Annotated in this window: 12 protein-coding genes, 1 tRNA gene and 1 pseudogene; 6 read left to right on the top strand and 8 right to left on the bottom strand. The window is 70.5% G+C overall.

Annotated features, from left to right (window positions below):
- The first annotated feature begins 113 nt into the window (after positions 1 to 113).
- A complete protein-coding gene (locus tag ACFPFQ_RS41555) occupies positions 114 to 1,040 on the top strand; it encodes a site-specific integrase (protein WP_379628772.1) in 927 nt (308 codons plus the stop codon).
- Between the two features lie 54 nt (positions 1,041 to 1,094).
- On the opposite strand, the gene ACFPFQ_RS41560 is transcribed toward ACFPFQ_RS41555, so the two are convergent.
- Positions 1,095 to 1,168, bottom strand: a tRNA-Arg gene (locus tag ACFPFQ_RS41560).
- 338 nt (positions 1,169 to 1,506) lie between these two features.
- Here ACFPFQ_RS41560 and ACFPFQ_RS41565 point away from each other — a divergent pair.
- Both ACFPFQ_RS41565 and ACFPFQ_RS41570 read left to right on the top strand, forming a co-directional pair.
- Positions 1,507 to 2,283, top strand: coding sequence for a hypothetical protein (locus ACFPFQ_RS41565; protein WP_379628773.1), 777 nt, complete (start codon positions 1,507 to 1,509; stop codon positions 2,281 to 2,283).
- Positions 2,284 to 2,299: 16 nt separating this feature from the next.
- Positions 2,300 to 2,893 carry a TetR/AcrR family transcriptional regulator gene (locus ACFPFQ_RS41570; protein WP_379628774.1) on the top strand — a complete coding sequence of 198 codons (594 nt, stop codon included), beginning with the start codon at positions 2,300 to 2,302 and terminating at the stop codon, positions 2,891 to 2,893.
- 86 nt (positions 2,894 to 2,979) lie between these two features.
- Here the strand turns inward: ACFPFQ_RS41570 and ACFPFQ_RS41575 are convergent, their stop codons facing one another.
- The gene (locus ACFPFQ_RS41575; RefSeq protein WP_379628775.1) at positions 2,980 to 4,158 is read right to left on the bottom strand and encodes an RtcB family protein; all 1,179 of its coding nucleotides are present in this window, start codon (positions 4,156 to 4,158) and stop codon (positions 2,980 to 2,982) included.
- A gap of 93 nt (positions 4,159 to 4,251) precedes the next feature.
- Here ACFPFQ_RS41575 and ACFPFQ_RS41580 point away from each other — a divergent pair, with 93 nt between their 5' ends.
- Positions 4,252 to 4,914, top strand: coding sequence for a GOLPH3/VPS74 family protein (locus tag ACFPFQ_RS41580; RefSeq protein WP_379628776.1), 663 nt, complete (start codon positions 4,252 to 4,254; stop codon positions 4,912 to 4,914).
- A 5-nt stretch (positions 4,915 to 4,919) separates the two neighbouring features.
- Here ACFPFQ_RS41580 and ACFPFQ_RS41585 read toward each other — a convergent pair whose 3' ends face one another.
- Positions 4,920 to 5,894, bottom strand: a complete 975-nt coding sequence (locus ACFPFQ_RS41585) for a helix-turn-helix transcriptional regulator (protein ID WP_379628777.1) — start codon at positions 5,892 to 5,894, stop codon at positions 4,920 to 4,922.
- Positions 5,895 to 5,958: 64 nt separating this feature from the next.
- Between ACFPFQ_RS41585 and ACFPFQ_RS41590 the strand changes: the two genes are divergently transcribed.
- Together ACFPFQ_RS41590 and ACFPFQ_RS41595 are read left to right on the top strand one after the other, a co-directional pair.
- Positions 5,959 to 6,969, top strand: a complete 1,011-nt coding sequence (locus tag ACFPFQ_RS41590; protein ID WP_379628778.1) for a zinc-binding dehydrogenase — start codon at positions 5,959 to 5,961, stop codon at positions 6,967 to 6,969.
- Positions 6,970 to 7,434: 465 nt separating this feature from the next.
- A pseudogene (locus ACFPFQ_RS41595) lies at positions 7,435 to 7,578 on the top strand (MFS transporter); the annotation flags it as partial.
- Positions 7,579 to 7,904: 326 nt separating this feature from the next.
- Here the strand turns inward: ACFPFQ_RS41595 and ACFPFQ_RS41600 are convergent.
- The 5 genes from ACFPFQ_RS41600 to ACFPFQ_RS41620 all read right to left on the bottom strand — a co-directional run bounded on the left by ACFPFQ_RS41600 (position 7,905) and on the right by ACFPFQ_RS41620 (position 12,613).
- Positions 7,905 to 8,063, bottom strand: a complete 159-nt coding sequence (locus ACFPFQ_RS41600; RefSeq protein WP_379628779.1) for a hypothetical protein — start codon at positions 8,061 to 8,063, stop codon at positions 7,905 to 7,907.
- Between the two features lie 160 nt (positions 8,064 to 8,223).
- The gene (locus ACFPFQ_RS41605; RefSeq protein WP_379628780.1) at positions 8,224 to 9,672 is read right to left on the bottom strand and encodes an aminobutyraldehyde dehydrogenase; all 1,449 of its coding nucleotides are present in this window, start codon (positions 9,670 to 9,672) and stop codon (positions 8,224 to 8,226) included.
- Positions 9,673 to 9,682: 10 nt separating this feature from the next.
- Positions 9,683 to 10,486 carry an ABC transporter permease gene (locus tag ACFPFQ_RS41610; RefSeq protein WP_379628781.1) on the bottom strand — a complete coding sequence of 268 codons (804 nt, stop codon included), beginning with the start codon at positions 10,484 to 10,486 and terminating at the stop codon, positions 9,683 to 9,685.
- A gap of 7 nt (positions 10,487 to 10,493) precedes the next feature.
- Positions 10,494 to 11,324, bottom strand: a complete 831-nt coding sequence (locus tag ACFPFQ_RS41615; protein ID WP_379628782.1) for an ABC transporter permease — start codon at positions 11,322 to 11,324, stop codon at positions 10,494 to 10,496.
- Between the two features lie 86 nt (positions 11,325 to 11,410).
- The gene (locus ACFPFQ_RS41620; protein ID WP_379628783.1) at positions 11,411 to 12,613 is read right to left on the bottom strand and encodes an extracellular solute-binding protein; all 1,203 of its coding nucleotides are present in this window, start codon (positions 12,611 to 12,613) and stop codon (positions 11,411 to 11,413) included.
- Positions 12,614 to 12,643: the final 30 nt, after the last annotated feature.

Genomic DNA, 12,643 nt, shown 5'->3' on the forward strand with positions numbered 1-12,643 from the left:
TCGAGCGGGTTGGTGCCTCACGATCTGGCGCAGCGACCAGGCTCAAGGAAGCACTACGCGACCGCGGGCGGGCTGCTCTGGATGGTGACCTCACCGCGGACACGAGGGTCTCGGTGGTTGCTGAGCTGTGGCTGCGCGACATTGACGATTCCGATCGCGCGTTGCGCACCAAGATCACGTATCGGGAGAATTGGCAGCGGTACCTCAAGTCGGTGGTGGGGGAGCTGCGGCTTCGCGACATGCGTGTGTCGAGGGTGGACCGAATCGTGCGGGATCTGCGGGAGCACTCCGGCAGTGGCACGGCGACGCACGCCAAGGTGGTGTTGTCGGGCATCCTCGGACTTGCAGTGCGGCATGATGCGCTGGAGGCGAACCCGGTGCGTGAGCTGACGCGGGATCGGCGCGGTGGCTCCGCGAAGAAGACAAAGATCAACCTCGCGGAGGAGAGCTTCAGTCGCCTGCACCAGCACCTTCGAGCGTCTCCGGACGCACTGAAATACGACATGGTGGATCTGGTCGACGTGCTCTCAGGGCTCGGATGCCGGATCGGCGAGCTGTTGGCGCTGGACTGGACGAAGATCGACGACACGGCCGGGACGGTGGCGATCGAGGGCACCGTGATCCGCGTACCTGGGGAGGGCTTGATCGTGCAGTCGCACACGAAGTCCTCGGCCGGGATGAGGACGATCGCCGTGGCGGACTGGGTCATGGCGATCTTCGTTCGGAGGCATGCGACAGCCGAAGGACAGGGGGTTTTCCCGTCAACGCGTGGCACGCTCCGGGATCCCGACAACACCCGATCACAGCTTCGAACTGTCCTGGCGGGCACCGAGTGGGTAGGCCTGCACCCGCACGCGTTCCGACGCCGTGTGGCGACGCAGCTCGACGTAAAGGGACTGTCGGCACGTGAGATCGCTGACTACCTCGGTCACGAGCGGGTGTCGATGACGCAGGACGTCTACATGTCTCGCCGGATCACCGGGACCGGCGCGGCAGACGCGCTCAACGGGCTCAACGGGCTCGACGAAAGCGTGGGGTAAACCGTGGATGGATCAACCGCGCCGACGATGGCGACGCGCTGACCTGGTGGTATGTGCCCCCGGCAGGATTCGAACCTGCGACCTAGAGATTAGAAGGCTCTTGCTCTATCCAGCTGAGCTACGAGGGCCGGAGCGGTCAGGGACCACCCATCCGTGAGCCTAGCGGTCGCACTTGCGCCGATTGCACCCCTCCTGAGGTTCGCCTGGACGACTGACCGACCGGTTAGAAAAGCTACCGATGGTTCAGTTCGAGGGGAGAGATGATCGGTGCGCGCGGGCTCACCCAGCGCTATGGAGGCGTGGTCGCCGTCGATGACCTGCCGTTCGAACTGGCCGTCCACGGGTTGGCCGCCGATCGGATCGGACGGCTCGCCCTCGAGCACGGCATCGCCCTGCGCGAGCTGGCGCTGCACACCAGCGGCCTGGAGGAGTCCTTCCTGGCCCTCACCGGAACGGGGGAGCGGCGATGGCCGCCACCACCACGACCACCGCCGTGCGCGCCGAGACCACGAAGTTCTTCTCGGTGCGGTCACTGCCGTGGCTCGCCGCGATCGCCGTCGGGGCGTCGACGGTGATGGCGGTGCTGTTCATCGTCAGCCTGCCGAGCACGCAGGGGAGTTCGCTCGTCGACATGCCCGCAGCCAAGGTCGTCGGGGCGGCGCTGGTCGGCATCGACGTGGCAGCGATCGTGCTCATGGTCCTCGGCGCATCGTTCGCGGGGTCGGAGTACTCCACCGGCCTCGCCCAGCCGACGTTCGTGCTCACCCCGCACCGCGGCCGGGTCGTGGTCGCGAAGGCGGCCGTCACTGCGGGCGTCGCCGCTGTGGACGCGCTGGCCGCGGCCGTGCTCTGCACGCTGGTCGGCGAGCTGCTCCTGCTCTCCTCGGGTGTCGCGCCGGCGCCGGTGGACGGTCCGCTGGTGCGCCTCGCCCTCGGTTCGGCCCTGGGCCCGGTGTTCTACGCGCTCATCGCGCTGGCTGGGGCACTGGTCTTCCGCAGCACCGGTGGTGGCGTCGTCACGGCGCTGGTGGTGCTGGTGCTGCCGACCGTCACGGCATGGATCCCGGGCCTGGCGGGTCTCGCCTGGCTGCTGCCCGGTGCGGCCCTGCACGGGAGGTCGGGTGCCTCCGTTGCGGGGACGGCCGAGTGCCTCGCCCCGGGGGTCGCGGCGCTGTCGATCGTGGGATGGACGATGCTCGCCGGGGCGGCCGCGCTGTGGGGGGTCCGCAGCCGTGACGTCTGATCCAGGAGGAAGCTCGATGCCCGACGACGCCCGGCCGCTCACGTTCACCGAGGAGGCGCGGCGGCGGCAGATCGTCGACTGCACGATCACGCTCCTCGCGGAGCGCGGCCCCGCCGGTGCCTCCCTGTCGGCGATCGCCGGTGCCGCGGGGATCTCGAAGGCGGCCGTGCTCTACCACTTCACGTCGAAGGACAACGTGGTGATCGCGGCGTTCCGGCACGTGCTCGAGCACTACGTGGCCGCGGTGGGCGCGCGGGTTGGTGCCGCGCCGGACCCGGAGGGGATGCTCGTCGCCTACATCCGCGGCGCGATCAGCTACCTGGGGGAGCATCCGACGCACGTCCGGGTGCTCACCGACGGCCTCGAACGCAGCGGGGTCGCGGTGCCGGGCAGCCCCGGCGCCGCCAGCCGCTGGCAGTCGGTGGCGGGCATCCTCGACGCCGGGCAGCAGGCCGGGCAGTTCCGGGCCTTCGACAGCCGGGTGCTGGCGTTGGCGATCGGCGGTGCGCTCGACGGGGTGGTGGGCGAGTGGATCGCCGACCCGGCGTTCGACCTCGATGCGGCGGCCGCGGAGCTGGTGGGGTCGGTGTTGCGGGCGATCCGGGCGTAACCACAGCCCTGCTGCGGTCATTGCGGACTGCGCGCAATCGAGCCGGGTAACCCATCGCGTCCTGCAAGAAGGGGGCCGTTCGCCTCTCAGTCACCCTTCACGTTCAGGATCTGGCGCAGCGTGTGCTCGATCCGGACGAGGTCGGCGGCGTCCACCATGATCTGGTCGATGTCCTTGTACGCGCCGGGGATCTCGTCCACGAACGCCTCGGCGTTGGCGGCGCGCCACTCGATCCCCTGCATCGCCTCGGCCAGCTCCGCTGTGGTGAACCGCTTGCGCGCCTCGGTGCGGGAGAAGTTGCGGCCCGCTCCGTGCGGCGCGGAGTGGAAGGACGCCTTGTTGCCCTTGCCGGTGACGACGTAGGAGCGGGTGCCCATACTGCCCGGGATCAGACCCCAGCGGCCTTCTTCGGCGTTGATCGCGCCCTTGCGGGTGAGCCACACGTCCCGGCTGAAATGGCGCTCCTGCTCGGTGTAGTTGTGGTGGCAGTTCACGATCTCCGCCGCGTCGATGGCGACACCCGCCCACTCGCCCAGGCAGGCGACGACCTGGTCCACCATCTCCGCCCGGTTCGCGGCGGCGAAGGCCTGCGCCCACCGCAGGTCGCGCAGGTAGGCCCAGAACTCGTCGGTGCCCTGCGGCAGGTAGGCGAGGTCCTCGTGCGGCAGCGGTACGTACCAGAGCGCGCACAGCTTCTGCGCGATGCCGACGTGGTGCTTCGCGATGCGGTTGCCGACGCCGCGGGACCCGGAGTGCAGGAACACCCAGACCCGGTCCTGCTCATCGAGGCAGACCTCGATGAAGTGGTTGCCGGAACCCAGCGTGCCCAACTGCAGCCGCCAGTTGGCGGCGTAGGAGTCGGGGTCGACGTCCTGCTTGCTCGCGTGCTCCTCCAGCGCGGGGATGCGCGGCAGCGCGGTGGTGCTCGGCACCTCGCGGTACTGGCCCATCGACACCGGGACCTCGCGCTCGATCGCCTCGCGCAGCGGTGTGAGGGAGCCGATGCGCTCGACGTCGGCCGCCGTGAGCTGGGTGCGGACCGCGGCCATGCCGCAGCCGATGTCCACCCCGACGGCGGCGGGCATGACGACGCGCTCGGTGGGGATGACGGAGCCGACCGTCGAGCCCATGCCCCAGTGCGCGTCGGGCATCAGCGCCACGTGCGGGTGGATGAAGGGCAGCGTCGACGTGGCTATGGCCTGGTCACGGGCCTGTTCCTCCAGGATCGAGGCCCAGGACAGGAGCTTCTTGTTGATCTGTTCCATGATGGGGGTTCGGGTGTGGTCAGGGGTTCACCCGCTGATGACGGTAGCGGGCGACCGGTCCGCAGGCGCGAGAGTTTGTCGAGGGGAGACGTCATGACGACTGTTGCGGAGGATCTTGTCCTGCTGCTGCTCGACCTGCAGAACGGGCGACCGATCGTGGACCGGGTGTCGCTGGACCGCGCGATCGGCGGTGCGTTGCTGCTGGACCTGTCGGTGCGGGGCCGGGTCAGCGCAGACGGCGACGGGGCCCGCGCGAAGCTCGCGGTCGTCGAGGGCAAGCCGATCGGGGACGCGCTGCTCGATGATGCGCTCAGCCGCGTTGGCAGCGGAGCGGTGCGTGCCCAACGGGCGGTCGAGCGGTTGTCGAGGCGCACCCGGGAACCGGTGTTCGAGCGGCTCGTCGCGCGTGGCGTGATCGCGCGGAGCAGCGGTCGCATGCTCGGGCTGTTCCCGGTCACGACGTGGACGGTTCTCGACCCCGCACCGCGGGAGGCGTTGCGTGCGCAGCTCGCGCAGGCGCTGCTCAAGGGTGTGGAGCCCGATCAGCACATCGCCTGCCTGGTGTCGCTGCTGCATGCCGTGAAGGCCGAGCACAAGGTCGTCGAGGGCACCCGCCGGGAGCTGCGGGCCCGCGCCGAGGAGATCGCGGACGGTGACTGGGCGGGCGCCGCGGTGCGCAGGGCCGTGCAGAGCGTGCAGATCGCGGTGGCAGCCGCGGCCTCGGCGGGTGCGGCCAGCGGCGCATCCGGTTCCTGACCGCCTCAGGCGCCCGCGGGGAAGGTGGCCGCGATACGGGCCGCCTGCTTCGCGAGGGCGACGTACTCCGCTGCGAGCTCGGCCGGTCCGATGATCGTCAGCTCGGCATCGAGCAGGAGCATCCAGCGGGCGACGTCGGTAAGGGACTTGGAGCCGCTGTGCACGATGCACGCGGTGTCGTCGATCGGTTCGATCCAGCCGAACGCCGGGTCGATCCACGGCGTGACCCGGGCCGCGGGGGCCGCTACCCGCACCGACGCCCGATGCTGCTGGATCTGCCGTCCGAGGTGCTGCACGACGTAGTCCTCGAGGTCCTCGCTCGGTGGTTCCCGGTGCGTCGCGGGACGGTCGGTGGCGGTGAAGCCCACGAGCTGGTCCAGCCGGAGCGTGCGCCAGCCGGCGGCGGTGACGTCCCACGCCACCAGGTACCAGCGCTGCCCGGCGCGCACGAGGCTGAGCGGGTCGAGCACGAGCTGCACGCCGTCGTGGGACGTGGTGGACCGGCGCCGATCGCGGCAGGCGAGCGCCGCGGCCACCAGCGTGTCCATGTCGACGGGCGCGCGCTGCTGCCCGCGGATCGTGCCGGCATCGGTCTGGCGGACCCCGGAGACCAGCGCCTCGACGCGGCTGCGCAGGCGCCGCGGCATCACGCCCACGAGCTTGACGAGGGCGCGCAACGCGCTGCCGTCGCTCGGTTCGTCACCGCTGGCGCTGAACGCCTGCAGCGCCAGCACCGTGGACACCGCCTCGTCGGCGTCGAACATCAGCGGCGGGAGGTTGGCGCCCGGCACGAGGTGGTAGCCACCGTCGGCGCCGTAGCGGGCCTCGACGGGGTAGCCGATGGCGCGCAGCCGGTCGACGTCGCGACGGATCGTGCGCGTCGACACCCCGAGCCGCTCCGCCAGTTCGGCGGCGCCCCACTCGCGCCGCTGCTGGAGGAGCTCGAGCACGCGCAGCAGCCGTCCGGGGGTGTCCCACATCTGTCCGAACCTACGCGGACATGGCGGACAACTTCTGTCCGCCATGGCTCGTAACGTTCCTCCCATGACAACAACAGCGCACCGGGTGACTCTCTCCACCTACCGCAACGGCACCGAGCCCGCCGCGGATATGACCACTGTGGACAAGATCGACCTGGCCTCGCCCGCCGCCGGCCAGGTGCTCGTGCGCACGACGTTCGTGCAGATCACGGCCGTGCTCGCCGACCTGATGCGCGAGGACCCCGGCCTGCCGATGCCGGGCTACGCGCTCGGCGAGCCGGTCTGGGCACCCGCGGTCGGCACGGTGATCGAGTCGGGGGACGCGGCGATGCCGGTGGGCACGGACGTGGCCTTCCGCGCCGGCGGCCAGGACCACGCCCTGCTGTCGGCGAGCGAGGTGTACCCGCTGCCCACCGGCCTGCCGGAGCCGTACTACGCCCTCAACCAGGGCGTCACGGCGTTTCACGGCATCGTCGACATCGCCGAGGTCGGCCCTGACGACGTCGTGTTCGTCTCGGGCGCGGCCGGTGGTGTCGGCTCGCTGGCCGGGCAGATCGCCAAGGCGCGTGGCGCCCGGATGGTGATCGGGTCGGCGGGCAGCGCCGCGAAGGTCGACTACCTCGTGGACGAGCTCGGCTTCGACGCCGCGATCAACTACCGCGACGGTGACATCGCCGGACAGCTCGCGGCGCTCGCGCCCGAGGGCATCACGGCGTTCTTCGACACCGTCGGCGGGACGACGTTCGAGGCGGCGGTGGTCGCGGCGGCGCACGGCGCGCGGTTCGCGCTGTGCGGCGCGCTGGCCGGGCAGCTCGACGACGGTGTCGGCGCGCATCCGCGGCTCGACGTCATGACCGCGATCGTCAAGGAGCTCGTGATCAAGCCGTTCAGCACCTACCACACCCCGGAGCAGATCCAGGCGTGGAACAGCCACTACGGCCAGTGGCTCGCTGAGGGCCGGATCGTCTACCCGCGGACGGTGGTGGAGGGCGGCATCGACGCCCTGCCCGGGGCGCTGGACGAGCTGCTGGCCGGGGTGCACCGGGGGAACCTGATCCTGCGCATCGCGGGCTGATCCCGTTGCCGGAATGCCCGTCATGGCCTGCGGCCGCCAGGGAAGTTGAGACCGGGACGTCGGGTGCGGTTGGGGAGAGTGCCCGGCGCTACTGCGCCCTCGCCGGGCCGGCAGATCAACAGGAGGGCACAACAACCACCCGGCGCGCGAGCAGCACCCCACGGTCCGCGCGACGGCGCTGTGGCGCGTTTCGTGCGGATCATGCTCGCCGAGGCGCACCGCAGGGCCCGGCGTGGGGCCGAGAGGCGCGGTTGATCACCGCGTTCGCCGCGAGCGCGCAGTGGCTCATGATTCAACCGGAACCTGTGGGCGTTGATCACCCGCCCGGCGTCCGGAGAACGCGCGCCTTGCACTCAACCCCGGTTGCGGCGCGAGCCTCCAGCCATGGACACACTCGCCCCGACCCGGCGCCGCCACCAGCGGTGGATGCTCGCGCTGGCCTGCGTCGGCTCCTTCATCGCGATCATGGATGCGACGACCGTGTCGGTGGCGCTGCCCGCCATCGGTGCCGATCTCGGGTTCAGCGCCACCGCGCTGGCGTGGGTCGTCAACGCCTACACGCTGACGTTCGCCGGGTTCCTGCTGCTCGGCGGTCGCTGCTCCGCTGTGTTCGGGCAGCGTGCGGTCTTCGTCGCCGGGATGGCGCTGATCGCGGTGTTCCTGCTGCACCAGGCGCGGTGGGCCCGCGAGCCGCTGGTCTCGTTGCGGATCTTCCGGATGCGTGCGGTCAGCAGCGGCAACGCGGCGATGTTCCTCCAGGGCGGCGGCTTCCTCGCCTGCCCGATCCTGATCTCGCTCTACCTGCAGTACGTGCACCACTTCACGCCCCTGCAGGCCGGGCTGGGATACCTCCCGGTCGGCGTCGCGATGTTCGCCGGTGCCACCATCGCCGGCCGCGTGACGATGAGGCTGGGCGTCCGCGGCGCCGTGGTGCTCTACGCGCTGATCGGTGCGGTCGGGATGGGCGCGATGGCCGTGCTGATCACCCCGATCACCGTGGCCGCGACGACCGGGGTGCCCGCGCACCAGAACGGGATGGCGGCCGGCGTGCTCAACACGGTGCGCCAGACCAGCGGCGCGCTCGGGCCGGGCATGGTGAGCACGATCGCGGCCGCAGCAACGGCGGCGGTCCCGGCCGGCACGCGGGAGGCGGCGCTGCCGCAGGGGTGGTCGGTGGCGTTCGCGGTGTCGGCGGCGTTCGTGGCGGCCGTGGGTCTGGTGGCGGCGGTGGCGATCGGGAGTCGGAGCCGAACCTCAGTACTTGCTCATCACGTGCTTGATCCGCGTGTAGTCCTCCAGGCTGTAGCCCGAGAGGTCCTTGCCGTAGCCGGATTCGTTGAACCCGCCGTGCGGCATCTCCGCCACCAGCGGGATGTGGCAGTTGATCCACACGCACCCGAAGTTCAGGGCCCGCGACATCCGGATCGTGCGGCCGTGGTCGCTGGTCCACACGCTCGACGCGAGCCCGTAGTCCGTGTCGTTGGCCAGCTTGATCGCCTCGGCCTCGTCGGCGAAGGACTGCACGGTGATCACCGGGCCGAAGATCTCGTTGCGGACGATCTCGTCGTCCTGCTCGAGCCCGGCGACGACGGTCGGCGGGTAGAACCAGCCGGCGCCGTCTGCCGGGGCCCCGCCGGTCAGGACCCGGGCCGCCGCGGGCACCCGCGCGACGAGCCCGGCCACCTTCGCCAGCTGGTCGGGGTTGTTCACCGGCGGGATGAAGAAGTCGTCGGAGCCGGGCTCCTCGTCGCGGGAGAACCGGACGCTGCCGGCCTCGGCGGCCAGCGCGTCGGCCAGTGCGTCGGCGATGCCGGCCTGGGCGATCACGCGGGTTGCCGCGGTGCAGTCCTGGCCGGCGTTGAAGAATCCGGCGACGGCGATGTCCGCGGCCGCGGCGGCCACGTCCGCATCGTCGAACACGATCACCGGCGCGTTGCCGCCCAGTTCCAGGTGCACCTTCGTGACACGCGCGGCGGCGGCCGCGGCGACGGCCTTGCCCGCCCGGGTGCTGCCGGTGATCGCCACCATCGCGGGGATGTCGTGGTCGGTCATCGCGGCGCCGGTGGAGCGGTCCCCGCACACCACGTTGAGCACCCCGGGCGGCAGGATCTCGGCGAACAGTTCGCCCATTCGCACCGTGCTGGCCGGGGTGGTGTCGGACGGCTTGAGCACCATCGTGTTGCCCGCCGCGAGGGCCGGGCCGATCTTCCAGATCGCCATCATCATCGGGTAGTTCCACGGCGTGATCGAGCCGATCACGCCGAGCGGTTCGCGGCGCACCGACGAGGAGTGCCCGGCCATGTACTCCGCGGTCGCCCGGCCCTCGAGCTGGCGCGCGGCGCCGGCGAAGAAGCGCAGCTGGTCGGCCATCGGGCCGATCTCCTCCGCCAGCGTCAGCGCCAGCGGCTTGCCGGTGTTGCGCGCCTCGATCTCGACGAGCTCCTCGCCGTGCTCCTCGATGGCGTTGGCCATCGCGAGCAGCGCGGTCATCCGCTCGGACGGGGTGGTGTCGCGCCAACCTTCCCCATTCCCATCAGCGGAGAAGGCGCGCAGCGCACTCTTGTAAGCGGCATCGACATCCGCGGGTCCCGACAGCGGCGACGTCGCGTAGACCTCGCCGGTCTTCGGGTCGTGGATGTCGAGAGTGCGTCCGTCGGCCGCCGCGACCGGCTTGCCGTCGACGATGTTGTGGAACGTCTGCATCGATCATCCCTCACTTGGTTGCGGCGCCTGCGGAATCGCCGGAGAGTCGGTTGGCCAGGTAGACCGGTACCACGGAGACCACGACGAGCACGACCGCCGCGACGTTGACGACCGGGGACTGGTTGGGGCGGAACAGGTTCTGGAAGATCCACAGCGGCAGCGTCTGCGTGCCGGGGCCCGCGGTGAACGTCGTCACGATGATCTCGTCGAACGACAGCGCGAACGCGAGCAGCGCTCCGGCCACCAGCGCGCCGCGCAGTGCCGGGAACGTGACGAGCCGCCAGGTGGTCCACGGGGTGGCGCCCAGGTCCATCGACGCCTCCTCGACGGTGCTCGACATCCGGCGCAGCCGGGCGGAGGCGTTGTTCACGACGATCACGATGCAGAACGTGGCGTGCCCGGCGACGAGCGTGAAGAACGTCAACCCGCCCAGTGCCTGGGTGAACAGGGTGTTGAGCGCGATGCCGGTGACGATGCCGGGCAGCGCGATCGGGAGCAGCACCAGCAGCGACACCGCGTCCTTGCCGAAGAACTCGTAGCGCACCAGCGCCATCGACGCGAGCGTGCCGAGCACCACCGCGATGATCGTGGCCGCGACGGCCACCTGCACCGACGTCCAGACGGAGGTGAGCACGCCCTCGTTGAGCGCGGCGGCCTGCCACCAGCGCAGCGTGTAGCCGGGTGGTGGCCAGGCGAACGTGGCGCTGGAGCTGAACGAGTTGAGCAGCACCAAGGCGAGCGGCGCGTAGATGAAGGTGAAGACGGCGATCGCGGCGATGCGCAGCAGCCAGCGGGCCGTCGGGGAGAGGATCACTGCCGCCTCACAGCCGGGACAGGGCGCCGGTGCGCCGGATCGTGAGCAGGTATGCCGTCATCACGATCAACGGCAGGATCGCGACGGCGGCGGCGAACGGCAGGTCCGTCGAGAAGTTCGTGTAGACGAGGTTGCCCAGCATCTGGTTGGTGCCGCCGACGAGTTGCACGGTGATGTAGTCGCCCAGCGAGAGCGAGAACGTGAACACCGATCCCGCCGCGACGGCGGGCGCCAGCACCGGCAGCACGACCGTGCGGAACGTCGTCCACGGCCGGGCGCCGAGATCGGCGGCGGCTTCCAGGTAGGAGCCCCGCATGGAGTCGATCCCCGCGTAGATCGGCAGCACCATGTAGGGCAGCCAGAGGTAGGTCAGCGTGATGACCACGGCCGCCCAGCCGTAACCGGGGGACAGCCCGCCCAGCGGCCCCTCCGGCGCGAGCAGGATGCGCCAGGCGTAGACCTTGACCAGGTAGGACGCCCACAACGGCGTGAGCACGAGCGCCACGAGCACCGGGCGGGAACGGCGCCGAGCCACCAGCGCCATGAACGTGGCCAGCGGCACCGCGAGCACGACGCACAGCACTGTCACCGCGACGGCGACGCCGACCGTGCGCACCACCGTCAACAGGTAGGCGGGCTCGGTCAGCACGTCGACGACGTTGGCGGTGGTGAAGTCGTAGGTGATCCGGCCGGTGAAGCTGTCGGTGTCGAAGAACGCCGTGGCCAGCAGCACCGCCAGCGGGATGACGTAGAACAGGCCCAGCCACACCAGCGCCGGGGTGAGCAGGCCGGTCAGGCGAAGGGCCGGGCGCCGGTGCAGCACAGCGGCGAACGACACGGTGATCCTCCTGTGTGGACGGTCGGGCACGGCACGTGCGGGCCGTGCCCGACCGGTCTGTCAAACCCGGACGTCAGGCACTGGGATCAGGCACTGCGGAGCTGGCTCCAGGCCTTGACCCAGTCGTCGTAGGCCACGCACTTGGCGTCGGTGCGACCGTCGAGGCAGTTCGCGACCGGCGTCGTCCAGTAGTAGACGTTGTCCCAGAAACCGGTCTCCTGGGCGTGGTACTGCGTGCAGTGGTCCTTGTTCTTCGTCAGCGCGCAGGACTTGAGGTTGGCCGGTGCCTCACCGAAGAACTCCGCGATCTGGGCGTTGACCTCGGGGGAGACCACGTGGTTGAGCCACAGGTACGCACAGTTGATGTTCTTCGTGTCCTTCTTGACCATCCACGTGTCCGACCAGCCGGTGGCACCTTCGGCGGGCTTGGTCGTGCCCACCTTCACCGCGTCGGTGTTGGCGAGGTTCGCGGTGAGCTGCCAGCCCTGGCCCTCGGTGATGGCGCCGGACGCGAGGCCCTGGCCCTGCTTGACGACGTCACCCCAGTACTCGGCCACCAGCGGTTTCTGCTGCTTGAGCAGGGTGATCGCGGCGTCGAACTGCTTCTGGTCGAGCGCGTAGGGGTTCTTGATGCCGAGGTCGGGCTGCTTGCTCATCAGGTAGACCGCCGCGTCGGCGATGTAGATCGCGTCGTCGTAGGGGCTGACCTTGCCCTTGGCGGGCGAGTTGGCGTCCCACATGCCCGACCAGGACGTCGGCGGCGTCGGGTTGGCGGCGAGGTTGTAGAGCAGCAGGTTCGCGCCGCGGCCGTGCGGGATGCCGTAGTTCGTGCCCGCGACGGTGTTCCAGGGCTTGTCCTTGAGGTCCGGGATCACGTCGGCGTAGTTGGGCACCAGCGCGGTGTTGACCGGCTGGACGCGGTCGCCGTAGACCAGGCGCAGCGAGGCGTCGCCCGAGGCCGACACCACGTCGTACTCGCCGGTGGAGAACAGCTGCACGGCCTCGGCCGAGGTGGCGAACGTCTTGACGTCCACCTGGCAGCCCGTGGCCTTCTCGAACGGTGTCACCCAGTCCGCACCCGGGTTCGCGACGCCGTCCTCGGCGTAACCCGGCCAGGCGAGCACCGACAGCTTGCCCTCACCCGCACCGACCGGACCGGCGTAGGCCGCGGCCTTCGGTGGTGCGGCAGCCGCGCCGCCGGGCGCCGCGGCCCCACCGCCACAGGCGGCGAGCGCGAGCCCGAGCGCACCTACCAGCGCGACGGACCGCGCCGTGGACAGACATCGCATCGTCGATCTCCTTCTCTCGGTGTGGCGCGG

It is taken from the genome of Pseudonocardia sp. GCM10023141, from assembly GCF_042653605.1.

Coding starts and splice junctions, on each gene's coding strand:
- ACFPFQ_RS41565 (WP_379628773.1), top strand. CDS start 1,507: ATGGCCGCCACCACCACGACCACCGCCGTGCGCGCCGAGACCACGAAG.
- ACFPFQ_RS41570 (WP_379628774.1), top strand. CDS start 2,300: ATGCCCGACGACGCCCGGCCGCTCACGTTCACCGAGGAGGCGCGGCGG.
- ACFPFQ_RS41575 (WP_379628775.1), bottom strand. CDS start 4,158: ATGGAACAGATCAACAAGAAGCTCCTGTCCTGGGCCTCGATCCTGGAG.
- ACFPFQ_RS41580 (WP_379628776.1), top strand. CDS start 4,252: ATGACGACTGTTGCGGAGGATCTTGTCCTGCTGCTGCTCGACCTGCAG.
- ACFPFQ_RS41585 (WP_379628777.1), bottom strand. CDS start 5,894: ATGTGGGACACCCCCGGACGGCTGCTGCGCGTGCTCGAGCTCCTCCAG.
- ACFPFQ_RS41590 (WP_379628778.1), top strand. CDS start 5,959: ATGACAACAACAGCGCACCGGGTGACTCTCTCCACCTACCGCAACGGC.
- ACFPFQ_RS41600 (WP_379628779.1), bottom strand. CDS start 8,063: ATGCCCGGCCCGAGCGCGCCGCTGGTCTGGCGCACCGTGTTGAGCACG.
- ACFPFQ_RS41605 (WP_379628780.1), bottom strand. CDS start 9,672: ATGCAGACGTTCCACAACATCGTCGACGGCAAGCCGGTCGCGGCGGCC.
- ACFPFQ_RS41620 (WP_379628783.1), bottom strand. CDS start 12,613: ATGCGATGTCTGTCCACGGCGCGGTCCGTCGCGCTGGTAGGTGCGCTC.